The sequence below is a fragment of the Paenibacillus sp. sgz302191 genome, from assembly GCF_057749925.1.
Genome location: NZ_JBYLHY010000019.1, coordinates 1 through 24,392 on the forward strand (window position 1 = coordinate 1; position 24,392 = coordinate 24,392).

The following is a 24,392-nucleotide window of genomic DNA, read 5'->3' on the forward strand; positions in this document are numbered from 1 at the left end:
ATGTTTTCTGTTATAGTTGCCATGAGTAGGGTTCCTTTCTTGGTGACTTTAGCCATCCCGAGAATACCCTACTTTTTTGCTGTCTGGAAGACTCCAGATCTTGGTACACAAACTATTGTACGCCATCCTTCTGGGGCAGAAAGAGATGAAGCTGCTGGAGGAATAGCACATAAATGGTGAGTATGCGGATAGATGGTGACGACGAGGCGGTTGCAACTTGGGTGAAGCGTATGGGGACGGCAGTTTGAATAGGCAGGGGGAGGATATGCGCCTAACGGGCAGCGAAAATGTGCTCAAAAAAATGCCTTGTGATCATAACTGCAATCACAAGGCATTTTTACGTCAAAAACATGTAAATGAACTGATTCGGCGCAAATCAATACCGAAGAACATCCAAAACCTGCCGTTCCATCTAAACCCGGAAACCGATGTTCGTCCTACAAAGGTAGGGAAAAACCAGAATTGCTCTCCATTGTTGAGCCAGACGTACGTATTGCGAAACAGGCAACCGGAGATAGCTCCCGGGTCGACTGCAAAAGGCATAACCTGCGGCTCGAATGACGGGGGAGGGGCTGTCGGAGCCTGCATTCCCTGTGGGCTTTGCGGTCCTTGCGGTCCGAAAGGTCCGAATTGGCCCGGCGGTCCTGGAGGCGGCATAAATCCCATCGATATTCACTCCTTTTCATGTTTCTCCCACATAGTATGCTGAATTAGCGGAGAAGTGCCTGTTAAAGCGCAATTAGCTACTGTCAAATACCTACAGCGGGGCAATTTTCGCCAATGCCGTTGAATCGATGTCTGCATCGCCCCGAGCAGGCCGTAACGATGATTGCGACATCCGAACACGCATCCGGCCGACAAAGGCCGTCAAAGATGTACGGAACGATGAATTTCATCGTTCCAGTCAGCAGCGCCATCCGGCGGCCCGTCGCCGGCGCGATGGTTTAGCTTGGTGCCCGGAACCGATACGGATAGCGCTGCGGACACAAAGGACTGGCCTTTCCAGGACAAAAGATTTTCGACGTAGCCCAGCGTGTCCGCGTTCGTTGTGCCAATGATGCGCTGGAAGGCGAGCAGGTCGTAGCTCAAGCTTTTTTCGTTGGTCACGATCGGCTGTAAGGCGCCTATTGCCAACGCTTCGCCTTGGACAGGCATTTTCAATTTGCCGTGCCCGTCGTACATTTGCGACAAATAATCGGCGCTTTTGGTGCTGATGTCGATCATAAACTGCACGCCAAGGCGCGGGCTGGCCACGCTCACTTTGTACCCATCCTCGTAATTCACGCGGAACGCGTACTCCTCGTTGTAGCTTTCAAAATCGAACAGCTGGCGCAGCAGGCTGTGCCTGAACGAGTACACATAGAAGATGCCGTACCCGCCGCTTCCTCCCGAATCGATGCCGATCCAAATATCGGCGATCCGGTCCTGGTCAAAATCCCCGAGAAACAGTCTGGCGTTATAGCCGGCGCCGCTCGGAAGTTTCACTGCCGTCCGGTAATTCGTGTACCCGTCCTCGATGACGAGCGTGATGTGGTCGGCAAAAAGCTCCGACGACCCTTCTGGCCTATGGCCGAGCAAGTACACGGTATCGAGAATTCCGTCTCCGGTCACGTCGCTCTGCATCGAATCCAGCACAACCATGGCGGCATGGAAAGGTCCGTGCAAAATAAACCCCTCCTGTTCTAAAATCAATCCTGCTTTGGTCTATCTTATGTGGGCAAGAATCCATTTGCCTGTGCAGCGGCCCAGCCCATTCGGCCCAAACGGCGGGCCTTTTATGCTAGGGTCAGCGGGTTGAAAATAATATTTGACGCAGAAAAGATTTGCTGATATGATGGCTTATATAATTCCGATAGGAAAAGTAAGATTTGTTGATCGGTTCACCGAAAACACAGCTCCTCTTTTTGAGTTGTGTTTTTTTGCATTCATTTTATTTTAGGAGGTCATGCTTGATGACAGAAAGACAATTATCTCCGGAAACTTTGGCTATCCATGCGGGGCAGCAAATCGATCCCGCCACGCAATCGCGCGCCGTTCCGATTTACCAAACGACTTCGTACGGGTTCCGGGATACGGAGCATGCGGCCAATTTGTTCGCCCTCAAGGAATTCGGCAACATCTACTCGCGAATTATGAATCCGACGACGGACGTGTTCGAACAAAGGATTGCCGCCCTGGAAAACGGGGCCGGAGCGCTCGGCGTAGCTTCAGGCCAAGCTGCCATCACCTATTCGATTTTGAATATCGCGGGAGCGGGAGACGAGATCGTATCGGCAACGAGCCTGTACGGGGGCACTTTTAATTTGTTCGCCACCACTCTGCCTAAGCTTGGGATTACGGTGAAATTCGTCGATCCGGGCAATCCGGAAAATTTCCGCAAAGCGGTTACGGACAAAACGAAAGCTCTCTACGCCGAAACGATCGGCAACCCGAAAGGGGACGTCCTCGACATTGAAGCGGTCGCCGCCATCGCCCACGAGAACGGCATTCCGCTTATTGTGGATAATACGTTTCCGAGTCCGTTCCTGCTGCGTCCCATCGATTTTGGCGCGGATATCGTCGTCCATTCGGCCACGAAATTTATCGGCGGGCATGGCACGTCGATCGGCGGCGTCATCGTGGACGGCGGCAAGGCGCTGGATTTGTCCAAAGCGGTCGGCGACAAGCTCGACCTGCCTGTCGTGACGGTCCCGACCATTGCGGCCACCTGCGCCGCCTGGTCGGCGCTTACGGTGCTGTACGACGCGGAGGGCCGCTCCACAGGCTACTTGCCGCTCAGGCGCTCGCCGGCGTTGGTGCTGGCCGACACGCGCGTTTTGGCGCTCGCGCCCAAGCGCTACCTCGCATCGGGCATAGGCGACACGATCGTCAAATGGTACGAAGTCGGCGTCAACGTGAAGGACGCGCCTGAAGCACTGGACGTCCGGATCGGGACGCAGACGGCCAAGCTGGCGCTCGATCTGCTGCTGCAGCACGCGCCCCGGGCTTACGAAACGGCGGGCAGCGGAGAAGTGACTCCGGCATTCGTCGAAACGACGAACGCCGTGCTGCTGCTGGCCGGTCTGGTCGGCAGCTTGAGCGGGGGAGCGGCCCGGGCCGGAATCGCCCACGCGATCCACTCCAGCCTGACCTATTTGCCGGAAACGCGCGGTACGCTGCACGGAGAGAAAGTCGCCTACGGACTGCTCGCGCAAGTTATTCTCGAAGGGAAGCCCCGGGAAGAAATCGAGCGGTTAGGGGCATTGCTGCACGGCTTCGGACTGCCGATTACGCTGAAAGCGCTCGGCATCGGCAAGGACGCGGCTGAGGTGGCGGCCGAAGTTGCGGGAGGCGTGCAGCTTCCGGAGGCGGCGGTCAGCGGGCTGCCGTTTCGGGTAAACGAAGAAACGTTGGCTCAGGCCATTTATCGAACGAATGAGGTAGGACAACAAATTGAACTGGCATACGAAAGGGCGAATCCGAACTATGAAACGATCCAAACATAAATTGTTTTCCGGCACCGCATTTTTGCTTGTTCTCGCTCTGCTGGAGGGCTGCGCGAGCAGCGCCTCGACGGGAGGAACCGCGTCCCGAAGCTCCGCATCCCCGTCTGCAGCCGTTTCGGCGTCGGGAGCCAAAGTCGATTTGAGCAAAGTGACTTTGCGGATCGGCCAGACGGGATGGGCGAACCTGGATATCGGGTTCAAAGCCGCCGGGCTGCGCGATACCCCGTACAAAATCGAATTCAGCGTGTTCCAGGGCGGCAACCTGCAGCTGGAGGCGATGGCGGCCAGCCATCTGGACGTGGCGCTGACGAGCGAAATTCCGCCGATTTTTGCTTCGCAGGCTGCGGGCGGCGGCAATTTTAAAATTGTTGCGGTTCAGGAGGCGAACACTTTAAATCAGGAGCTGGTCGTGCCCAAGGGCTCGCCGATCAAAAGCGTCGCCGATCTGAAAGGCAAGCAGGTGGCCTATGTCGGCAGCACGACCGCGCATTATTTTCTGCTCAAAATGCTGCAGCAAAACGGCCTGAAATGGGAAGATATCAAGCCCGTTCAACTGTCGACTTCCGACGGATTGGGCGCGCTCGTCGGCGGCAAAGTCGATGCGCTGGCCAGCTACGGGAATGCGATTATCTCGGCCCGCCAGAATGGGGCCACGACTTTGGCCAGCGCGAAAGATATTTTATCCGGCAACTTCCTGATCGAAGCGCTCCCCGAGGCGATTGACGATCCTGGCCGGCATGCGGCGATTGTGGATTTTTTGCAGCGCCTGAACAAATTTTACGAGTGGACACGCAATAACCAGACGAAGTGGGCCGAAATTACGGCGGACAATACGAAGCAGGCCGTGGACCAGGCACTCGCTACTCTGAAAGAGGGCGAAGCGCATCGCCCGTCGCGCATCGTCGCGATTTCCGACAAGGCGATCGCTTCCGAACAAGACGTAGCCGACGTGCTTCAAAGCGTGAATCTGCTCAAACAAAAAGTGAATGTCAGCACAACCTGGAGTCATGCGTTTGACGGGGAGCTAAAGAACCCATGAAGCGAAACGGCTTGTTTGACAAAATCGCCCCGTGGATCGTTCCCGTCGTGATTTTGCTGGCGTGGCACGTGCTGACGACCGGCGGGGCGCTGGCGACGAATATTTTGCCGCAGCCGCTAAAGGTATTGAGTACCTTCTGGAAGCTCGTCCAGAGCGGCGACCTGCTGAAACATATCGGCGTCAGTTCCAAAAGAGCGCTTAGCGGCTTTGTGATCGGCGGCGGGATTGGTTTCCTGCTGGGGCTTGTTAACGCCGTTTTTTATACGGCGGACAAATTGGTCGATTCGTCGATCCAGATGGTCCGCAATATTCCCCACCTGGCGCTCATTCCGCTGGTCATCATCTGGTTCGGCATCGGTGAGGAAGTCAAGCTGGTGCTTGTGTCTCTGGGCGTATTTTTTCCGGTCTACTTGAATACGTTCCACGGCATCCGCTCCATTGACCCCGGGCTGATCGAAATGGGCAAAGTGTACGGGTTAAAACGGTTTTCGCTGTACGCGCACGTCATTTTGCCTGGCGCACTGCCGTCCATTCTCGTCGGCGTCCGTTATTCGCTGGGCATCACCTGGCTGACCCTGATCGTCGCCGAGACGGTCGCTGCGGATTCCGGCATCGGGTATATGGCGATGCAGGCGAGAGAGCATTTGCAGATGGACATCATCGTGCTCAGCATTTTGATCTATGCGCTCCTCGGAAAGCTGTCGGATACGATCGCCAAGCTGCTGGAGCGGAGGTTTTTACGGTGGAATCCAAATTTCCAAAAAGCATCCTGATGAAGATGGAAGGAGAAGCAGCATGAGCAAAATATCGACCGGAACGCGCATCCAGATCCAAAAGCTGCGTAAACAGTTCGGGAGCAAGCCGATCTTAAGCGATCTCGACATCGCGATCGGGCATGGCGAATTTATTGCGATCGTCGGCCGCAGCGGATGCGGCAAAAGCACGCTGCTGCGTCTGATCGCCGGGCTGGATCAACCGACGGGGGGCACGCTTCTGCTGAGCAATGACAGGGGCGCTGCGGCGCATTCCGATACGCGCTTCCTGTTCCAGGAAGCCCGGCTGCTGCCGTGGAGAACCGTGCTCGACAACGTGCGCGTCGGCGCTCCGCGCAAGGACAGGGCGCTGGCCGCCCAGGCGCTCGGGCAAGTCGGCCTGGCGGAACGCGCAGGCGAGTGGCCGAGCGTGCTCTCCGGCGGGCAAAAGCAGCGCGTCGCGTTGGCCCGCGCGCTCGCCAGTCATCCGCGCCTGCTGCTGCTGGATGAACCGCTCGGCGCGCTGGACGCCTTGACGCGCATCGAGATGCAGAGCCTGATCGAGCGGCTCTGGCTGGAGCAGGGCTTCACTGTCATCCTCGTTACACACGATGTCAGCGAAGCGGTGGCGCTGGCTGATCGGGTGCTCCTGATCGATCAGGGCAAAATCTCCCTCGACACGCGCATCACGCTAGCCCGGCCGAGGGAGCGGGACAGCGGTTTCGCTTATTTCGAAAACCTGATCCTCAACCGGGTCATGGACAGAGAAGAAAATTTGGCTGCCGCCCCCGTCCCCGAGGAGAAAAAGCTGGCTTATTCCATATAAGCCGAAACGGGCCGGCGAGTGCCGTGAAATAAATAAGCAATAGAATTAAATCATAATAGGCTCGGTTCTATTGAAATAGAATCAGGCCTATTTTTGTGGAAGATTTTACGATGGGTATTACGGATTTGGAAAAGTACATCTGCATGCTTCCGGAGTTCTTCACGAAGTGCATTTGCCCATTTCGGAATGTTGCCATGAATCACAATCCGGTCGTAGCAAGTACCCCGGCAAAATCCTATTGCTTGGGCAATGTTGAGTGGAGTTTCTTCGGAGGGAGCAGAGTCATAAATCCTTGCGGGGAATATTATCGTTGGATAATCGAACTGCGGATTGGGAATAAAATAGAAGTAAACGTGTGGATTAGATAACCAATCGAGGAAAGGGATGCGTGCATGACATTTCAAATTTCACGTCTTCTTAGACGTCCAAAACCGAAACGTACGCCCGACATCTCGTGGTTGGATGATCAATCGCTGTACGATCAGGGTCCGCTTCCCGTAAGCTTTGACGAAGCCTGCAGCTTGTTCCGGTCGATATGGGCAAACTGCGGCGATGTTGAATACCGCGAAATCCGCGTCGGCGAAACAAGAGTAACCGTCATTTGGATTGGCACGTTGATCGATAAGCAATTAGTGCAGTCAGGCATTGTGGAGCCGCTTGTCCATTGTCGGGAGCCTAGGCTCGACATGTCTACACTCGAGCAGCTATTGCCCGCACCCTCGTACCAGAGATTGGGGACGATTCAGGAGGTCAATCAAGCCATCGGGAACGGCATGGCAGCGGTTATCGCCGAAGGCATCGGGCAAGGATTGGTTATCGATGCCGCTGGATTTAATGAGCGTTCTCTCGGGAAGTCAGATCTGGAACCGGCTGTGATTGGACCTCAAGTGGCTTTTGCAGAACATTTGACAAAGAATATTGGGCTGATTCGCCGCAGGCTGAACAGTCCACGCGTCAAAATAGAGTTTATGACGATCGGAAAAGTTTCGCACACGCAAATTGCTATTCTTTACGTTGACGGTATTACGAAACCGGGCTTTGTAGAAGAAACGCGGAAGCGGCTAAAGCACATCCAAGTCGACGGCATTTTGGATGCAAATTATTTGGACGAGCTGATCAGGGACGCCCCTTTCTCCCTTTTCCCGACCGCACAGTCGACAGAGCGGCCTGACCGTATGGCAGCCGCTCTTTTGGAAGGGCGCGTCTCGATCATGACGGACGGAAGCCCGCTTGTCATGCTCGCACCGACAACATTTTTCAGCTTGCTACAGGCGGATGAAGATTATTACCAAAACTACATTACCGCATCGGCTATCAGAATGCTGCGGCATTGCGCGTTTTGGCTGTCCTTATTAACGCCGTCATTATACGTGGCATTGGTTACTTATCATCAGGAAATGGTTCCGACTGTCTTGCTCATTACGCTGGTCAAAAGTCGGGAGGGAGTTCCTTTTCCCGCTTTTGTCGAAATGCTGATTATGGAATTCTCGTTCGAAATTTTGCGCGAAGCCGGAATTCGGTTACCTCGCGGGATCGGTCAGTCCGTAAGTATCGTCGGAGCGCTCGTCGTGGGAGAGGCTGCTGTCAGCGCGGGGCTCGTGTCCCCGTTAGTGGTTATTGTCGAGGCATTAACCGGAATTGCCTCCTTTACCGTTCCTTCCTATTACCTCGGCACGTCTATCCGTTTCCTGCGATTCCCTTTTGTCGTGATGGCAAGCACATTCGGTTTGTATGGCATCGTTGTTTCTTTATTGATGCTGCTTACCCATTTGGTGTCGTTGCGTTCTTTCGGCGTGCCCTATTTGTCCCCCGTTGCGCCATATATCCGTGCTGACATGAAGGATGTGTTTATTCGTGCGCCGTGGTGGAAGATGAAAGAGAGACCGCAAATGTTCGAAACGAAGAACACAGTACGGGGACGAAGTCGCTCGATCATCCTCCAGGACACCGGCCAAGAGGATGATCGGGCATGAAGAAACTTTGGCTTCCACACAAGTTATTGCGTGGGATCATCATCGTATTGTCGTGCTTGATTGCCTCAGGCTGCTGGGATCGGATCGAATTGCAGGAAATGTCCATTATTATGGGCATGGGTATCGATCGGTCAGAGAACGGGGCAACGCGCGTTACAGTGCAAATCATCGATACCTCGGGTGCCGGCGCGGGAAAAGCGGGAAAAGTTCAAAAGGGCAAAGCGCAAGAGGGCGGAAATGGGTATTTAACACTCGAAGAGCAAGCCCCTTCCCTGGAAGAAGCAATGCAAAAGTTTTTTCAGAAATCGGGGCGGCGTATGTTTTTTTCCCATATCGCCATCATCGTGTTCGGCAACGGTTTTGCGGAACAAGGGATCGGACAAACCCTGGAATACTTTGAAAGAAGCCGCGATTTTCGCCGTATCCAGCTGCTTGCGGTTACAAGCGGAACAGCGGCCGAGGTGCTGAACGGTTTTACAGGGGTGGAACCGGTCACCGCAAAAGGAATTCAGGAGCTTATTTTCAACCAAATCAACACGTCGATTGCCTTGGAAAGCAGCGAGCTTCAGTTTGATCAACTGTTTCTTGCTTCCTCCCATTCGTCAATCCTTACCTGGGTAGATAACAATTCGACAGGCGAAGTGGTATTAAAAGGAATTGGGGTATTTCAAGGCGGGCGTTTGACCGGATTGATTCCGGGAACGAAATCCAGAGGGGTTCTCTGGTTTCTGAACAAAGTCAAGAGGGCGCAGTTGGAACTGCCGTGTGAGAAAGACAATGAACGTACCATGATCGAAGTACAGCAAGCAAAAGTCAAGGTAAAGCCTGTTCTTACGGAAGCAGCCCCCCTCTTTCAGGTGAGCGTCAAGGGAGAAGGGGTAATCAGAAAGCTTTGTACCCAGAAAGATTTGACGGCGGAGACCATACATTCGTTGGAGAAGAAATTATCGGAAGCGATTCAAAAGGAAATGGAAAGCTCGCTTTCTGTTCTTCGGAAAAATCAAACGGACGCCGTAGAGTTCGGCACGAAACTGTTTATAAAAGATCCGCGGGCGTGGCGGAAAATCGCCACCGAGTGGCCGAGTATTTTTCCGAATTGTAGGGTGGAATATTCGATTCTGATTGAGATTAAGCGGCCGGGTATGAATACAAAACCGGTTCAGAAAGTATTTACCCCGGGAAATAATCCGCCGACATTAAATTTGAAGGGATCCGGCGAATGATCTATTTCAGTATTCTCTTTATCTTGGGACTCTTATTCGAATGGCGTGTCCTGTGGCACACCGGGGAGCGGCGGGAATGGGTCATCCAATCATGCCTGATCGTGCTTGGATCGACTATGGCCGCTATGGTTCACTGGCGGTTGAATCAATTGTTTGACCCGTTAAGATGGATCAACGGCATCTTTCGACCTTTAACAAAGTGGCTGTATCAAATCTTGTAAAGGGAGGATCCGAGGTGCAGCAGCAAATTTCGCAAAGGCAGCTGGGTTTTATTCTTTATTTCCAGATCCTTGGCCTTGGCATTCTGATTTATCCATTTGCGATCGGCCAATCTGTTGTTCGAGACGCCTGGATGATCGGGCTTACTTTTATACTTAGCGTCGTTGCTATTACGGCGGTCATCGTTTGCTTCATGAAGACGTTTCCGAATCTAACCTTGATCGAAGGTCTCCACACGGCTTTCGGCCGGTGGTTGGGATCGACCATCGCGATGTGGATCCTATTTTGGATTTACATGATAACGTGCATTGATACGTTGGAAACGATGCTTTTTTTGAACAACACCCTTTTTCCGAATACCCCGAACTATGTCATTACGGCGTTGTTTATCTTTCCCGTCTCCTATGCCGTCTATATGGGGTTGGAAGTGCTTGGGCGGCTGGCGGAAATCGTGTCTCCCGTCACAGTCGCACTGACGATTTTTTTGTTTCTGATGGCCATGAGAAACGCGAATATCACCAATATCCAACCCGTACTTGCGGACGGATTAGGTCCTGTCCTGCGGGGATCCATGGTTCCATGGGCAGCGGGTATGAAGTTCATCGTGACCTTATTTTTAGCACCGTCTTTGCAAAAAGGGTTCCGGGTCGGGCGCACTCTCCTGATAATCGGGACGCTCGTCGGTTTAACGGGCTTATTCACCGAATTGTCAACGACTCTGATACTGGGACAAACCCGTACCTACTCGGGCTATCCCATTTTGGAAGTTGTTCGGACGATCCGGATCGGCACCTTTGTCGAACGGTTGGATACAATTTATGTAACGGTGCTGATCGCTACGACCTTTATCGATATCATCGTGCTGCATTACTGTATCGCCTCTGGGCTCAAACAGCTGTTCCAACTAAAACAGTACCGGCCGCTCGTATGGAGTACGGGAATGCTTATCTGGGCCGGCAGCATGTTTTTTTTACGCGATAGCCAAACAGAAAAAAACTTTGTTTTATTAACAGCCCCTTCGTATTTTTATTTTAACGGCATCGTCATCCCTGTGCTGGCTATCGCCATTCACCTCTTTCGACGAAGGAAGCCTTGACCGGAAGAGCACCGGAAAATCTGTGTTTTTTAATTGATTTATAGCGTGAATAAATGGCACCAAGATGCGTTCATTGGAAATTCCAGTTACAAATTCTTCGAGGGGCAACGATTATTTTCAGCATTAATCAGCATAGATAAAATAAAACCTAACTTCATACAGGTCATGCAGCATTAGGAGTGCGCGCCTGGCCTGATAAAAACAGGGACCTGACTCCCGGCAGATAATGCTGCTTGGAGCCGGTCCCTTGTTCGGTTTAGCGGGCCGGGGCGAAGCCCTCCACCTGCTTGAGAATCCGCTCGATGTGTTCGAGCGTCTCCGGTGCAAGCGTGATGTCCACGGCTTGTACGTTTTCCTCGATCTGCTGCGGATTGGTTGCGCCGATCAGGGCGGAGCTGACGCCCGGCTCTCTCAGCACCCATGCCAGCGCAAGCTGCGACAGCTTGATGCCGAGATCGCCGGCCAACCGCTCGAGCTCCTGCACGCAGCCCAGCACCTGATCGTTCAAATAGCTGCCGATGACGCCGTTGATCGAGCTGTTCGCCGCTCGGCTGTTCGCAGGGAGCGCTTGTCCGGGCTTGTATTTTCCGGTCAGAATGCCTTGGGCGAGCGGCGAAAAGACGATTTGCCCGATGCCTTCCCGAACGGACACGGGGATTACCTCGCGCTCGATATAGCGCTCGAACATGTTGTAAATCGGCTGGTTGGAAATGAGCGGCCGCAAGTTGAGTCTTTTGCCGATGCCTGCAGCATCCGCGATTTGGGCGGCGCTCCATTCGCTGACGGCGGCATATAGGATTTTGCCCTGCGCCGTCAAATCGTCCAGAGCGCGCAGTGTTTCTTCCGGAGGCGTGTTCGGATCGTACCTGTGGCAAAAATAAATGTCGATGTAGTCGGTGCCCAGCCGCTTTAAGCTGGCTTCGCATTGCTCCATGATGTGCTTGCGGGAAAGTCCGCGGTCGTTCGGGCCTGTACCCATCGGGAAATACACTTTGGTCGACAGCACGTAGCTGGACCTTTCATACGGCTTGAGCGCGGCTCCGATCGCTTTTTCGCCTTCGCCGGTGTTGTAGGCGTTGGCCGTATCGAAGAAGTTGATTCCGCTTTCAAACGCGTTGCGAACGCACGCGTCGGCAGCCTGCTGCTCGGCCGCAGTACCGTAAGTAAGCCAGCTGCCGAGGCCGATTTCGCTCACTTTGAGTCCGCTTTTTCCTACATTTCTATATTTCACTGGTGCTCATCCTTTCTTAAACCGGGTTGTGAAAATTATATATGCAAGCGGGCATTCTGCAAAGTACGCAAAAGGTTTTCATTAAGTATCCTTGATGAAAGTAACTCAACTAAACTTTTCAAAGCAAGGCATTTAATTTGTCGGGTAACCGGATGCGGCGCGCAGCGGTATACTTGAAGAAATGCAAGCGTTTTCCAAACGCGCGGAAGGCGCTGCCGGACATTTTGTACGTTTCAGGAGGAGTCAACCGTATGGATCATCGCAAGGAGCCAGTTCCGTCATTATACCGGCTGTTCGCAGGCAGCTTCGATATCGGGGCGGCCGTGAGCCCGCAGACGCTGCAGACGCAAGCCGATTTGCTTGTGACGCACTACAACAGTCTGACCGCAGAAAATCATATGAAATTTAGCGAGATTCATCCTGAGCCTGGCCGCTACACGTTTGAGCGTGCCGATGCGATTGTCGATTTTGCGGCGCAGCACGGCAAAAAGATGCGCGGCCATACGCTGGTCTGGCACAACCAGACGCCGGATTGGGTTTTTGCCGGCGCTGACGGGAAGCCCGCGGCTAGGGACGTGCTGCTGGAGCGGATGCGGGAGCACATCGACTGCGTCGTGAAGCGGTACCGCGGCGCGGTATACGCGTGGGACGTCGTCAACGAAGCGATTGACGACGGCGAGGGCGGGACGCTCCGCAAGTCCGGGTGGCTGGAGTCGATCGGCGAGGACTATATCGCGAAAGCGTTCGAATACGCGCATCGGGCGGACCCGGACGCGTTGTTGTTTTACAACGATTACAACGAGACCGACCCGGTGAAGCGGGAGAAAATATTTGGCCTGGTCCAGTCGCTGCTCCGTCAGGGCGTGCCGATCCACGGTGTCGGCCTGCAGGGGCACTGGAACATTTACGGCCCGCCGCTGGACGAAATCCGCGAAGCCATCGAGCGCTACGCGGCGCTCGGCTTGCAGCTGCAAATTACGGAGCTGGATTTGTCCGTTTTTGAATTTAACGACCGCCGCACGGACATCGTGCATCCGACGGAAGCGATGATGGAGCTGCAGCAGCGCCGGTACGAAGACATTTTCAGGTTGTTCAACGAATACAAGGGCGTCATAACAGCCGTGACGTTCTGGGGCGCAGCGGACGACTATACGTGGCTCGACAATTTTCCGGCGCAAGGCAGAAAAAATTGGCCTTTCCTGTTTGATGCCGGGCATGCCCCGAAAGGCTCGTTTTACCGGGTTGCGCAGCTGCGGGCGTAAAAATTCCTTTGCGAATCGGCCGATATCCCGTACAATATGAGCCAGACGCCGATACTTACATAACGAACGCGAGCCCGGTACATGCTGCCGGGCTCGCTTTGCCATCTTTTTCAGGAAAGGAACGGATGCTCCTATGTACAAAGTTTTGCTGGTTGACGATGAGCCTTACGTGCGCATGGGTCTGCTCGGCATGATCGACTGGGAAGGGCTCGGCTACAGCGTCTGCTATGAAGCGGACAACGGACAAGACGCCCTTGACATCATCGCCAAGGAACAGCCGGATGTGGTCATCACGGATATTCGAATGCCTGTTTTTGACGGCCTGCAGCTCATCGAGCAGGTGCAAACGCGCGGCATAAGCACTTGCAAGTTTATTATTTTAAGCGGTTACAACGATTTTGCGTATGCACAAACCGCGCTTCGGCACGGCGTAAGCGACTATATGCTGAAGCCGATCGAGGAAGAGGATCTGGAGGAAATGCTGCGCAAGCTGGCGCAGCAAATCGGCGCCGAGCGCCGGCGCCGCGAATTGCTGAGCCGGCAGGCCCTGGCAAGCCTGTTCGAGCAGCTGTCCTGCGGCAGCAATGCGGATGCCGCGCTGCGGGAGCTGGCGCCTCTTGTCTGCGTCCCCAAAGGCGCGCTCGTGCGCTGCGGCATTGTGGAAATCAACCGCGGCGTCGGCGCGGAGGGCGGGGTGCCCGCAGGCCGGGAGGCCGACGACCCGTTGACCGTTGCGGAAGCGCTTCGCTCGCTGACGGGGCGTTCCTCCGGGCTCGCGTATGCTCTGCGCCGCAACCACTGCGCTTTCATCGTCGGCAGCGACATGCTGCAGCAGCATGGAGGGAGCGCGGAGCGGTTCGCGGGAGCGCTGCAAAACGAGCTGGAGCGGCGTCTTCGCCACCCGGTCTGCGTGTACGTCGGCATCGGCGTGGAAGATTTACAGTCGCTCGGACAATCGGTCCGGACCGCCAATGAGGCGTTTCAGTACAAGTATGTGCAGAGCTTGAAAGGGGTGATCGTTCACGAGACGGCGAAGGTGGTTCCCCTTGTCTACGCAGAGCCGGATGACAGCTTGTTTCATGCGATCGTCGAAGCGGCCGAAGAGCGCGATACGGACCGGCTCAGCGCGGGGGTGCAGCGGCTGTTTGCGGAACTCGCGGCAAAGCCGATGGCCAAAGACGCGATTCGCGCGATTTTGAACCGTTACGTGCATAAAGCGGTCGGCATCCTGCAGAGCATGGAGGGCCCGGTTGAGCGGCTGGCTGCGTTAAGGCCGATGCTGGAGTGGGACCGCCACTCGCTTACCCTGCAGCAGCTTGGCGAGCTGTTCCGGGCGTTCATGCTGGAAAGCGCCGAATGGATGGACCGGCTGCGCGGCGAGCAGACGAAAGGCAGCATCCACAAAATCAAAGCTTACATCGAAAAGCATTATCAAGAAAACATCAATCTCAAAAGCATCGCCGCCGAATTTTTTATGAATCCCGTATATGTCGGCCAATTGTTCAAGAAGAAATACGGCATGTATTTCAACGAGTTTCTGCTGTCGATCCGCATCGGGGAGGCCAAGCAGCTGCTCAGGCAAACGGACCTGCGCATTTACGAAATTGCCGAAAAGGTCGGCTTCAACAATGCGGACTACTTCGTGACCCAATTCGAAAAAACTGAAGGACTCCCTCCATCCGAGTACCGGAAAAAACTTTTGACCAAACGAGGCGGCTGCTCAGATGAAAAAACGGTTCTTTCAACTTGACAATGTAAGGCTGCGGAACAAGCTGCTGATGCTGTATGTGCTGTGCGTGTTCATTCCGATTTTGCTGACAAATCTCATTTTTTACAGCATTACGACGCATAACGTGAAGAGGCAAAAAATGGAAGATATTTCATTGAATCTGGAAAAGCTGAGAAACGATTTCCGCGCCAAAATCGACAACGCCGTCGGGATATCGTCCGTTTTTTATACCGATAATTTGTTGAACGAGGCTTTGGAGCAAAAGTATACCGAGGCGATCGGCTTCGTCCGCCAGTACAATTCGCAGATCGCGGGAGTGCTCAGCAAATATACGCCGATTTACAAGGAAATCTCGTCGATTGAGCTGTATACCGACAATCCGACGATTATCGATTCGGGCGGCGTGCATCCGATTACGGACGTTACGCGGACGGAGGCGTGGTACCGCAGCTTGCAGCAATCGCTCCGCGCCGGGCAAACGTATCCGCTCGTCATTCGCGCCGGCTCTCGGGAGGACTCGTTCAGCGGGCTTACGCTCATCCGGTATATGAATTATTTTGCCTCCCAGAATACATACAACAAATATTTGAAAATCGACCTGAGCCCCGACGCCATCAAGCAGTTGTTCGGCAGCCAGACATTGCAGGGACGCCTCTACCTGCTGGACGACAGGGGGGACATCCAGTATTCGACCGATACGGGCCTGGACTGGAGCCGGGGGCAGATCAACTTCAATACGCTGCCAGTGCCGAAAGATGCGATCGTGCTGGAGGAAAAGTACACCGTCAATTACTTGAACGGGTGGCGCATCGTGCTCATCTCCGATTCGCACGTCCTCGACGCGGTGCGCAAGTCGCGGGAATTCGTCATTTACTTGGCGCTCGCCAACATTTTGCTGCCGACGCTCCTCATTATTTGGATCAGCCGCTCGCTGCACGTCCGCCTCGTCCGCATTGTGCAGCATATGAAAAAAGTGAAAAACCAACATTTCGAGCTGATCGGCGAAAATGAATCCAAGGACGAAATCGGCCAGCTGACGCGCGAATTCAACCGGATGACCGTCCAGATCAAAAGCCTGATCGATGACGTCTATATCGCCGATATCCAGAAGAAGGACCTGGAGCTGAAGCGACGCCAATCGCAGCTGCACGCCCTGCAAAGCCAGATCAACCCGCATTTTCTGTTCAACGCCCTTGAAACGATCCGCATGCGCAGCATCATCAAAGAGGAAAACGAAACGGCCAAAATTATTAAAAATATGGCGAAAATGTTCCGCCGTTCCCTGGAATGGGGCGGGGATTGGGTCACGTTCCGGGATGAGATGGACCTGATCCTGTGTTTTCTGGAAATTCAGCGGTACCGGTTCGGCGACAAGCTGAGCTACCGCTTCGATGTGGACGAATCGGTCTACGACTGCACGATTCCGAAAATGACGCTGCTGCCGTTCATCGAGAATGCCAGCATTCACGGCATCGAGCCGCAGCAGGGCGAGGGCATGATCGAGTTGAAGGCGCAGCGCAGCGCCGAACGGCTGCTGTTCACGCTGTCGGACAGCGGGATCGGCATGCCTCCGGAGAAGCTCGCTTCCTTGCACGCATACATGATGAGCGGCGAAGAGGTCAAGGAGCACGTCGGCATGAAGAACGCTTATTTGCGATTGAAGCTGTATTACGGCAGCAGCGCTCAAGTCGCTATTTCCAGCGAATACGGCCGTGGGACGGCCGTTACGATCTCGATTCCGGCTGACCGCGACTGCGCGGATGCGGCATCTATGCTTTCCTAAGAAGATGCTAAAGTTTGCCGGGTAATCAAAATAATAGCGATTCTTTATAATGAAAGTGCTTACAGCGAATCGTTTGAAAGGGGAGTTTCAACCAGGATGAAGAAGTTAAAATGGTTTACGGCCGGCTTGCTGCTGACGCTTTCGTTAAGCGCTTGCGGCAGTGCGGATACGGCCAAGCCCGGCGCTTCGGGCGCGGCGGCCGGCCCCGGCGGCACGGCTGCTTCGGCGGACGACAAGGCGCCGGTTACATTTTCGATGTTTATTTTTAATGCAGGCAAGAACATCAATACGAACGAGACGCCGATCGGCAAAGAGCTGGAGAAGCAGACGGGGGTCAATTTCAAGCTGGAGAAGCTGGTCGGCGAATCGAAGACCAAAGCCGGCGTCATGATCGCCAGCAACGAATACCCGGACGTTATTCAGCCGGAGGGCGAAATCGACAAGTTTTTAGACGCCGGAGCGTTCATAGCGCTGGACGACCTGATTGAGAAATACGGTCCGAACATCAAGCGCGTGTATGGCCCGTATTTTAACAAAATGAAGCAAAAAGACGGTAAAATTTATCATCTTCCTTTCAGCGCGAATCAGGGCTACATCGCCAACCCGAACGTCGATCAAGGGGCGTTCTGGATTCAGCGCGGCGTCCTCAAGGAAATGGGCTATCCGAAGGTGACGACGCTTGACGAATACTTCGATTTGATCAAGCAGTACAAGGACAAGCATCCGCAGGTCGACGGCAAGGATACGATCGGGTTCTCGATGCTGACCTATGACACGAACTTTTTTACGATTACGAATCCGCCGATGCATCTGGCCGGCTATCCGAACGACGGCGACGTGATCGTCGACATGAAGTCGCGCGAAGCGAAAGTGTACGCCGTGGACGACATCACCAAGCGTTGGGTGAAAAAGCTGAACGACATGAACGCCGCAGGCTTGTTCGACAAAGAGTCGTTCACGATGAATAAAGATCAATATTTGGCCAAATTGACTTCCGGCCGTGTGATCGGCTACTTCGCATACGACTGGCAGGTGGGCGACGCCCGCAACAATCTGAAAAGAGCCGGTATCGACGACAAGCGCTACATGCCGCTGCCGATCGTGTTCGATAAAGGCACGAAGGACCAGTACCTCGATCCCCCGGGCTTCGTGAACAACCGCGGCGTCGCGATTACCAAAAGCGCGAAGGACCCGGTTCGCATCGTCAAGTTTTGGGACAACCTACTGAAAGAAGACAACCAGGTGCTGATGCAGTGGGGCATCAAAGGCCAAACCTATGAAGTCGACGACAAAGGGAAGTTTTACCGCACGGACGAGCAAATCGCCAAAGTCGCCGATCCCAAGTTTTATGAGGATTTCGGGCTTAAGGATTTCGCCTGGAACTGGCCGCGCTACGGCAATTCCTCCGTGCTCAAGGACGGCAATGCGTTCGATCCGAACAAGCAGCCTTCGGTAGCCGAGAAAAATTTCACCGACGGCGACAAAACGATATTGAAAGCTTACAACGCGAAAGTGTTTACCGATTTGTTGAGCACGCCGGACGAACGCCCTTGGTATCCCGCATGGAGCATCAACAAAGGCCAGGGCACGCCGGAACAAATTTTCGGGCAAAAAAGCAGCGATGTCCAGAAAAAATATTACCCGGAAATGATTCTCGCCGCGCCTGACAAATTCGACAAATTGTGGGGCGATTACACGGCGCAAATGAACAAATTGGACGTAAAAGGATACGAAACGTTCGTCACCAAAATCGTGCAGGCCCGCGCGGCAGGCGATTGGTCCAAATAGCGTCACGGGGCGCCGGGCACGGGCGGGTGTGGCAAGTGCCCGGCGTCTTTTTACCGGAAAAAGACAAGCAAGTCTTGGAGGAGCGAGTGATTTTCTATGGAGAGCCCTACTGCAAATAAGATGGCTGGCCAAACAAAGCTGTCCGGGAAATCGACGGGAATTGCGCTGTTTTGGCACAAGCTCGGCAGGCAAAAAGCGTTGTTCGCCATGTCGGTTCCGTTTCTGATCTGGCTGTTCATGTTCAAATATGTCCCGCTGTGGGGCTGGACGATGGCGTTTCAAAACTACCGGCCGGCCAAAAAGTTCGCGGAGCAAACCTGGGTCGGGTTGGATCAGTTCAAGTTTTTGTTTCAGGATGAAGCATTTCTTCGCGTCCTGCGCAATACGTTTGCGATGAGTGTGATCAATCTTGTTCTCGGCTTCGCTACGGCGATCGCGCTGGCGATTTTGCTCAACGAGCTTCGGCAAGTTTTCTTTAAAAGAGTCGTGCAGACGATCAGCTATTTGCCTCACTTTATTTCCTGGGTTGTCGCGGCAAGTATTATTTCAGGCGCCTTGTCGACGGACGGCGGTATCATCAACGTGATCCTGCTGCAATTGCATCTGATTGACGAACCGATTCTGTGGCTTGGCAAAGGCGAATATTTCTGGGGCATTCTCGGAGCTTCCGAGGTATGGAAAAACGTCGGCTGGAACACGATCATTTATTTGGCGGCGATGACGACGATCGATCCGGCGCTTTACGAATCCGCGGAAATGGACGGAGCGGGCAGGCTCCAACGCATTTTGCACATTACGCTGCCAAGTTTAAAACCGGTTTTTATCATACTGCTCATTATGAATTTGGGAAACATTCTGGAGTCCGGCTTTGAGCCGCAATATTTGCTCGGCAACGGAATGACCGTCGACTATTCGGAAAACCTCGATATTTTCGTGCTGAAATACGGGATTTCGTTAGGGAATTTCTCGCTGGCGACGGCGGCGGGCATTTTCAAGACGGTGGTCAGCTTCGTGTTTTTGATCAGCGCCAATCAGATTGCCAAACGGGCCGGAGAAGCCCGGTTGTTCTAGACGGAAGGAGGGCGTTCGGCTTTGGAAACCGTGCGCGTTAAACGTTCGAACAGACGCTATTCTTCCCCGGGAGACCGTTTGTTCGACATATTCAATATCGGGTTTATGCTTTGTCTGGTCATCGTGACGCTGTATCCGTTTCTGAACACGTTGGCCGTAGCCTTGAACGATGCGAACGACGCGGTTCGCGGAGGCATTTATTTGTGGCCGAGAGTGTGGACCGGGAAAAATTTTCAATACGTATTCAGCGAGGCGCTCATTATTCATTCGACGTTCATTTCGATTCTGCGGACGGTGATCGGCACCGTCGTGACGGTGTTCTGCTCGGCGATGGTCGCCTACACGATTTCCCGCCGGGAGTACGTGCTGCGCAAATTCGTCTCGGTCGCTTTCATCTTCACGATGTATTTCAGCGGCGGCCTCATTCCGGGATATTTGCTTATCCGCGATCTCGGCATGGTCGGCAGCTTCTGGGTATACATCATTCCCGGCCTGATCGGCGTATTCAACCTGATCGTCATCCGCTCGTTTATCGACGGGCTGCCCGACGGCATTCTGGAAGCGGCGCGGATCGACGGAGCAGGGGACTTCGCGATGTTCATCCGGGTCGTACTGCCGCTCATCGTGCCGGTACTAGCTACCGTTGCACTGTTCAGCGCGGTCGGGCAGTGGAACTCGTGGTTCGACGTATTTTTGTACAACTCGTCCAAAGATAATCTAAGCACGCTGCAATACGAACTGATGAAAATATTGCAAAATACGAACACGACGACGTCCCAGTCGGCAGCCGACGTATTCGCCAGCAGCGGCAACACCGGCGCGCTGACCGTAACGCCGACGACGATCCGCGCGACGATGACGATTGTGGCCAGCGTCCCGATCATCCTCGTCTACCCGTTCCTGCAAAAGTACTTTGTCAAAGGAATGACTGTCGGCGGTGTGAAGGGCTGATGTGCCGGCGATGAGGCGGCTATTCGGGGAGTAAGCCTGCGCAAAAGTCAGGCTGCCCGGAAACCCCTGCGTCAGTGGCGATAGCTACAACCTGCCTGGCTGCACGAAGAAAACCTGCAAAAATACATGAATTTGCTTCCTTGATCGCTGGATACGGAGAATTCCTGCAATTGTGCAGGCTTTTCAGCGGGGACATAGGATCAGGTTCACTTTCAGCGAAAATTCCTGCACTTTTGCAGGTTTTTCGCCAAAACAAGCCGATTTCAGAGGGAAAACCTGCACATTTGCAGGTTTTTTCTGCATCCCGTGCAGCTCCCAGCGCGCGGTGCTGCGCTGCATGACGGCGGTCAGTCGACCGCATTCCTGCCAAGCTGTTTTCTGCCCAGTTGCGCAGTTCCACGGCCTGCGCCGGGTGAGGCGCAAGTTGGGAAAAAGCGGTCTCACGGGTTCCCCTAGCCCTGAATAGTGCCGCGACTTTCTCGGGCTGCCTGGAAAGTGCAAGCTTTTTTACCCCCAAAACAGCTTGCGTCAATTCGTGAGAAGTACTCGAACCGGTTTTGTAGGTTCGTGTAGATTTTTATAGTTGAGGGTTTAGACTGAATAATGTAAGCGGTTTAATATCAATCTAAAGTTGAGCCAAATGTCTTTAAGGGGGAATTTTTCAAGTGAAGAAATTAACCGGGAAGAAAGTCGCGGCTATCGCTGTACTGACATTATCTCTCATATCTTCAGGGTGTGCGGTGAAAAACCAAACGGAAGCACAAACAAAAAATACGGCCCCAAATGACCCGGCTCCCGTTACAAATTCGAGCAATGCCGTCAAATCCAATTTGCCCAACATTCAAATTTTGGCAATGGGCGGCACGATCGCCGGAACCGGCTCTGTTGCCACGCAAACTACCGGTTATCAAGCGGGGGTTCTGACTCCGGATCAGCTTATTGAAGCGGTGCCATCGCTAAAAGATATTGCCAACCTGTCCGCTGCCCAAGTGGCGAAAATCGATTCAGGCACATCCAATACCGATGCCATCATGATCAAGCTGGCGAAGGAAGTCCAAAAGACATTGGATGATCCGAAGTATGACGGCGTTGTCATCAGCCACGGTACCGATACATTGGAGGAGACTGCCTATTTCCTCGATTTGACCGTTCATTCCGACAAACCGGTCGTGATCGTCGGTTCCATGCGTCCCTCTACGGCCATATCGGCTGACGGCCCGTTAAACCTGTACAACGCTGTAGCGTTAGCCGGTTCTAAAGAAGCCCAGGGCAAGGGTGTCCTGATTTCCTTGAACGACAAGATCGGAAACGCTCGCGATACTTTTAAAACCAGCACTACCGGCGTTGATACTTTCAAAAATCCGGAACTGGGTTACCTTGGATATATGCAGGGAGGTAAACCTTACTTTTACAACTTGCCGGTTAAAAAACATACAAGCCAGTCCGAATTTGACATTCGCAACATGACTGAAGATAGTTTGAAGCGCGTAGATATCGTCTACTCTCATGCCAATGACGACCGTATATTGGTTGACGCCGCGGTTTCAGCCGGAGCAAAGGGCATTATCCACGCCGGTACAGGCGACGGCTCCATTCATGAGAAAACGCTTCCGGGTCTGCAGGATGCTGTAAAAAAAGGTGTTGCCGTTGTTCGCGGTACCCGCGTGCCTGAAGGTATAGTTACCAGAGAAAAAATGGATGACGACAATAAATTTATCACTTCCGACAATCTCAGCCCGCAAAAAGCACGCATCTTGTTGATGTTGGCGCTCGCCAAAACCCAAGATCCGCAAAAGATTCAAGCGTATTTCAACCAATACTGAGAGATTATTCGAGTGCGCCGCTCCGTTCAGGGGCGGCGTTTTTATTTGTGAAGCCAGGGGTGTGCATATGTTGGATTAGTGGACATTTATTAGAAAACCAAGTTTAGTCCACCAAAACAAAATCATTCGAATTTCCGTTTGAAAGCGCGAACATTATAATCGGTTTACATAGGCGCTGCGAATGTGCATCTGCGGCAAGGAGGCTGATATGTCATTGTTTTCGTAAAAAAGAGAGCAACCAGGGAGTGGATAGCCGGACTGTTATTTGCGTCGCCGGTGCTGCTGGGATTTCTGATTTTTGTAGTCGGACCGCTGGCGTATACGTTCATTTTGAGCTTTACCGAGTACAATGTAGTTTCGGCTCCCCGTTTTATCGGTTTGGTGAATTACAGGGACCTTTTGGGGGGCAAGGACACCTTTTTCTTTCCTGCCGTGCGGGCCACTGCGTACTATGTGCTGATCAGCGTGCCGGCCGGAGTCGTGTTTGCGTTTGCGATGGCGATTCTTTTGAACCGGCGGATTAAAGGCAGGAGTGTGTTTCGGGCGATTTTTTATTTGCCGGTCATCATTCCCGCTGCCGCCGCCTCCATGATTTGGCTGTGGCTGCTGCAGCCGGATTTTGGCGTCGTGAACTATGTGCTGGACAGTCTGCATCTGCCGACCTCGCTTTGGCTGTCGTCCGACAGCACGGTGATGCCGACGTTCATTTTGTTGAGCTTGTGGACGACGGGCAACATGATCGTCATTTTTTTGGCCGGACTGCAATATATTCCGTCCCACCTGTACGAAGCCATCGAGGTCGACGGCGGCAGCGCGCTGCATAAGCTTGCGTATATTACCGTTCCGATGAGCTCGCCGATTGTTTTTTTCAACACGGTTATCGGCTTTATCAACGGGTTTCAAACGTTCGTGCAGCCGCATGTCATGACGCAGGGCGGGCCGAACAAGGCCAGCTATTTGTACGTGTATTATTTGTTCAAGGAAAGCTTCCAGTTTTCCAGGTTCGGCACTTCAAGCGCCAGCGCGGTGCTGCTGTTTCTCGTCATGCTGCTGATCACCGGCGTATGCTTCAAGCTTTCCAACTCGCTCGTCTATTACGAAGACCAGGAGCGGCGCCAATGAAGACTAAACATATGCTTTCGCAGGCAGCGATTTATGCCATTTTGCTCATGGGCAGCATCATTTGTTTGTTTCCCATTTATTGGATTTTTCGTACGACTTTAATCGATATGGGCCAAATTTTTCAGAAACCGCCGCAGTTTATTCCGGCAGCTTTGCAATGGAGCAATTTTGCTACTGCTTTGGGCAATTATCCTTTCGGCACTTACTTTTTGAACAGTGTGCTGGTGACCGGGCTTTCCGTGCTGGGCGTGCTGCTGACCGCTTCCATGTGCGCCTACAGTTTCTCGAAAATTCAGTGGCCGGGGAGGAACCGCGTGTTCGGAGTCATTTTGACGGGGATGATGCTGCCTTTTTTCGCCGTCATGATCCCGCATTTCATCGGCTGGAAAATGCTTGGGCTCACCGACACGCTCGTGCCGCTTATTGCTCCGTCCTGGTTTGGATGCGGCGTGTTTCATATTTTTTTGCTCAGGCAGTTTTTCCTGTCGATTCCGCGCGATCTGGATGAAGCGGCCAAAATGGACGGCGCCGGGCACGCCCAAATTTATTGGACCATCATCGTGCCGCTCGGCAAGCAGGCGATGACCGTCGTCGGTTTGCTGGCGTTTTTGGCCAGTTGGAACGATTTTCTCGGTCCGCTCGTGTTCATCACGTCCGAGAAGCACTACACGCTTATGCTCGGCTTGACGCTGTTTCAAGGCTCGTACTCGGCGCAGTGGAATTACATGATGGCCGCCACTTCGATCATCGTGCTGCCGTCGCTGCTGCTGTTTTTGTTCGCGCAGAGGGCGCTGATAGAAGGCATCACCATGACCGGCATCAAAGGCTAGGCAAGGAGGTTAAAAAAGCCGACTTTGATAACGAAGCGAATCGGGGAAGCGTACTCGGCGTCGAATCTTGAGCGAGCCTGGGAAGTCCGGTACTCACGTAGCCACACCTACGCTCCGTTCCTCCTTCACCAGGCAGCGCCCAACCTTCTCGGTTCTGAAAGCCGGCTTTGATCATGTTGATTCTGCTCA

Annotated in this window: 21 protein-coding genes and 1 pseudogene; 18 read left to right on the plus strand and 4 right to left on the minus strand. The window is 53.5% G+C overall.

The features are described from left to right. Nucleotides 1-180, plus strand: a 180-nt coding sequence (locus AC3G2T_RS24030; RefSeq protein WP_488437156.1) for a hypothetical protein, incomplete at its 5' end; no start/stop codon positions are given. 162 nt (nt 181-342) lie between these two features. Here AC3G2T_RS24030 and AC3G2T_RS24035 read toward each other — a convergent pair. Beyond that, nucleotides 343-666 (minus strand): transporter, encoded by a 324-nt coding sequence (locus AC3G2T_RS24035; RefSeq protein WP_488437157.1) that lies wholly within the window; start codon nt 664-666, stop codon nt 343-345. Between the two features lie 201 nt (nt 667-867). Beyond that, complete coding sequence (locus AC3G2T_RS24040; RefSeq protein WP_488437158.1) at nt 868-1,665, minus strand: VCBS repeat-containing protein; 798 nt, start codon at nt 1,663-1,665, stop codon at nt 868-870. A 287-nt stretch (nt 1,666-1,952) separates the two neighbouring features. On the opposite strand from AC3G2T_RS24040, the pseudogene AC3G2T_RS24045 reads away from it, so the two are divergent. The 8 genes and pseudogenes from AC3G2T_RS24045 to AC3G2T_RS24080 form a co-directional block, all read left to right on the plus strand. Beyond that, nucleotides 1,953-2,798, plus strand: a pseudogene (locus AC3G2T_RS24045) (aminotransferase class V-fold PLP-dependent enzyme); the annotation flags it as partial. Between the two features lie 667 nt (nt 2,799-3,465). Further along, complete coding sequence (locus AC3G2T_RS24050; protein WP_488437159.1) at nt 3,466-4,524, plus strand: ABC transporter substrate-binding protein; 1,059 nt, start codon at nt 3,466-3,468, stop codon at nt 4,522-4,524. After that, the gene (locus AC3G2T_RS24055; RefSeq protein WP_488437160.1) at nt 4,521-5,297 is read left to right on the plus strand and encodes an ABC transporter permease subunit; all 777 of its coding nucleotides are present in this window, start codon (nt 4,521-4,523) and stop codon (nt 5,295-5,297) included. The genes AC3G2T_RS24050 and AC3G2T_RS24055 overlap by 4 nt, the downstream gene beginning before the upstream one ends. A 22-nt stretch (nt 5,298-5,319) precedes the next feature. After that, nucleotides 5,320-6,102 carry an ATP-binding cassette domain-containing protein gene (locus tag AC3G2T_RS24060; protein WP_488437161.1) on the plus strand — a complete coding sequence of 261 codons (783 nt, stop codon included), beginning with the start codon at nt 5,320-5,322 and terminating at the stop codon, nt 6,100-6,102. A 392-nt stretch (nt 6,103-6,494) separates the two neighbouring features. Continuing rightward, complete coding sequence (locus tag AC3G2T_RS24065) at nt 6,495-8,075, plus strand: spore germination protein (RefSeq protein ID WP_488437162.1); 1,581 nt, start codon at nt 6,495-6,497, stop codon at nt 8,073-8,075. Next, nucleotides 8,072-9,298 (plus strand): Ger(x)C family spore germination protein, encoded by a 1,227-nt coding sequence (locus AC3G2T_RS24070; protein ID WP_488437163.1) that lies wholly within the window; start codon nt 8,072-8,074, stop codon nt 9,296-9,298. Before AC3G2T_RS24065 ends, AC3G2T_RS24070 begins: the two co-directional genes overlap by 4 nt. Further along, on the plus strand, nt 9,295-9,519 hold the full coding sequence (locus AC3G2T_RS24075) for a hypothetical protein (RefSeq protein WP_474684744.1): 225 nt from the start codon (nt 9,295-9,297) through the stop codon (nt 9,517-9,519). Before AC3G2T_RS24070 ends, AC3G2T_RS24075 begins: the two co-directional genes overlap by 4 nt. A gap of 14 nt (nt 9,520-9,533) precedes the next feature. Further along, nucleotides 9,534-10,613 carry a GerAB/ArcD/ProY family transporter gene (locus AC3G2T_RS24080; protein ID WP_474684745.1) on the plus strand — a complete coding sequence of 360 codons (1,080 nt, stop codon included), beginning with the start codon at nt 9,534-9,536 and terminating at the stop codon, nt 10,611-10,613. Between the two features lie 256 nt (nt 10,614-10,869). On the opposite strand, the gene AC3G2T_RS24085 is transcribed toward AC3G2T_RS24080, so the two are convergent. Beyond that, nucleotides 10,870-11,844 carry an aldo/keto reductase family protein gene (locus AC3G2T_RS24085; protein WP_488437164.1) on the minus strand — a complete coding sequence of 325 codons (975 nt, stop codon included), beginning with the start codon at nt 11,842-11,844 and terminating at the stop codon, nt 10,870-10,872. A 251-nt stretch (nt 11,845-12,095) separates the two neighbouring features. Here AC3G2T_RS24085 and AC3G2T_RS24090 point away from each other — a divergent pair, with 251 nt between their 5' ends. The 6 genes from AC3G2T_RS24090 to AC3G2T_RS24115 all read left to right on the plus strand — a co-directional run bounded on the left by AC3G2T_RS24090 (nt 12,096) and on the right by AC3G2T_RS24115 (nt 20,428). Then, the gene (locus tag AC3G2T_RS24090) at nt 12,096-13,106 is read left to right on the plus strand and encodes an endo-1,4-beta-xylanase (RefSeq protein WP_488437165.1); all 1,011 of its coding nucleotides are present in this window, start codon (nt 12,096-12,098) and stop codon (nt 13,104-13,106) included. 133 nt (nt 13,107-13,239) lie between these two features. Next, the gene (locus AC3G2T_RS24095) at nt 13,240-14,856 is read left to right on the plus strand and encodes a response regulator (RefSeq protein WP_488437166.1); all 1,617 of its coding nucleotides are present in this window, start codon (nt 13,240-13,242) and stop codon (nt 14,854-14,856) included. Beyond that, nucleotides 14,831-16,618, plus strand: a complete 1,788-nt coding sequence (locus AC3G2T_RS24100; protein WP_488437167.1) for a sensor histidine kinase — start codon at nt 14,831-14,833, stop codon at nt 16,616-16,618. Before AC3G2T_RS24095 ends, AC3G2T_RS24100 begins: the two co-directional genes overlap by 26 nt. Before the next feature lie 96 nt (nt 16,619-16,714). Then, nucleotides 16,715-18,406, plus strand: coding sequence for an ABC transporter substrate-binding protein (locus AC3G2T_RS24105; RefSeq protein WP_488437168.1), 1,692 nt, complete (start codon nt 16,715-16,717; stop codon nt 18,404-18,406). Between the two features lie 120 nt (nt 18,407-18,526). After that, nucleotides 18,527-19,477 (plus strand): ABC transporter permease, encoded by a 951-nt coding sequence (locus AC3G2T_RS24110; protein ID WP_488437243.1) that lies wholly within the window; start codon nt 18,527-18,529, stop codon nt 19,475-19,477. Nucleotides 19,478-19,507: 30 nt separating this feature from the next. Then, nucleotides 19,508-20,428, plus strand: a complete 921-nt coding sequence (locus AC3G2T_RS24115) for a carbohydrate ABC transporter permease (protein ID WP_474684765.1) — start codon at nt 19,508-19,510, stop codon at nt 20,426-20,428. 19 nt (nt 20,429-20,447) lie between these two features. Here the strand turns inward: AC3G2T_RS24115 and AC3G2T_RS24120 are convergent, their stop codons facing one another. Next, complete coding sequence (locus AC3G2T_RS24120; protein ID WP_488437169.1) at nt 20,448-20,960, minus strand: hypothetical protein; 513 nt, start codon at nt 20,958-20,960, stop codon at nt 20,448-20,450. 133 nt (nt 20,961-21,093) lie between these two features. Here AC3G2T_RS24120 and AC3G2T_RS24125 point away from each other — a divergent pair, with 133 nt between their 5' ends. The 3 genes from AC3G2T_RS24125 (at nt 21,094) to AC3G2T_RS24135 (ending at nt 24,203) form a co-directional block, all read left to right on the plus strand. Next, nucleotides 21,094-22,251 carry a type II asparaginase gene (locus AC3G2T_RS24125; RefSeq protein ID WP_488437170.1) on the plus strand — a complete coding sequence of 386 codons (1,158 nt, stop codon included), beginning with the start codon at nt 21,094-21,096 and terminating at the stop codon, nt 22,249-22,251. Nucleotides 22,252-22,527: 276 nt separating this feature from the next. Continuing rightward, nucleotides 22,528-23,373 carry a carbohydrate ABC transporter permease gene (locus AC3G2T_RS24130; RefSeq protein WP_488437171.1) on the plus strand — a complete coding sequence of 282 codons (846 nt, stop codon included), beginning with the start codon at nt 22,528-22,530 and terminating at the stop codon, nt 23,371-23,373. Continuing rightward, the gene (locus tag AC3G2T_RS24135; RefSeq protein ID WP_488437172.1) at nt 23,370-24,203 is read left to right on the plus strand and encodes a carbohydrate ABC transporter permease; all 834 of its coding nucleotides are present in this window, start codon (nt 23,370-23,372) and stop codon (nt 24,201-24,203) included. The genes AC3G2T_RS24130 and AC3G2T_RS24135 overlap by 4 nt, the downstream gene beginning before the upstream one ends. Nucleotides 24,204-24,392: the final 189 nt, after the last annotated feature.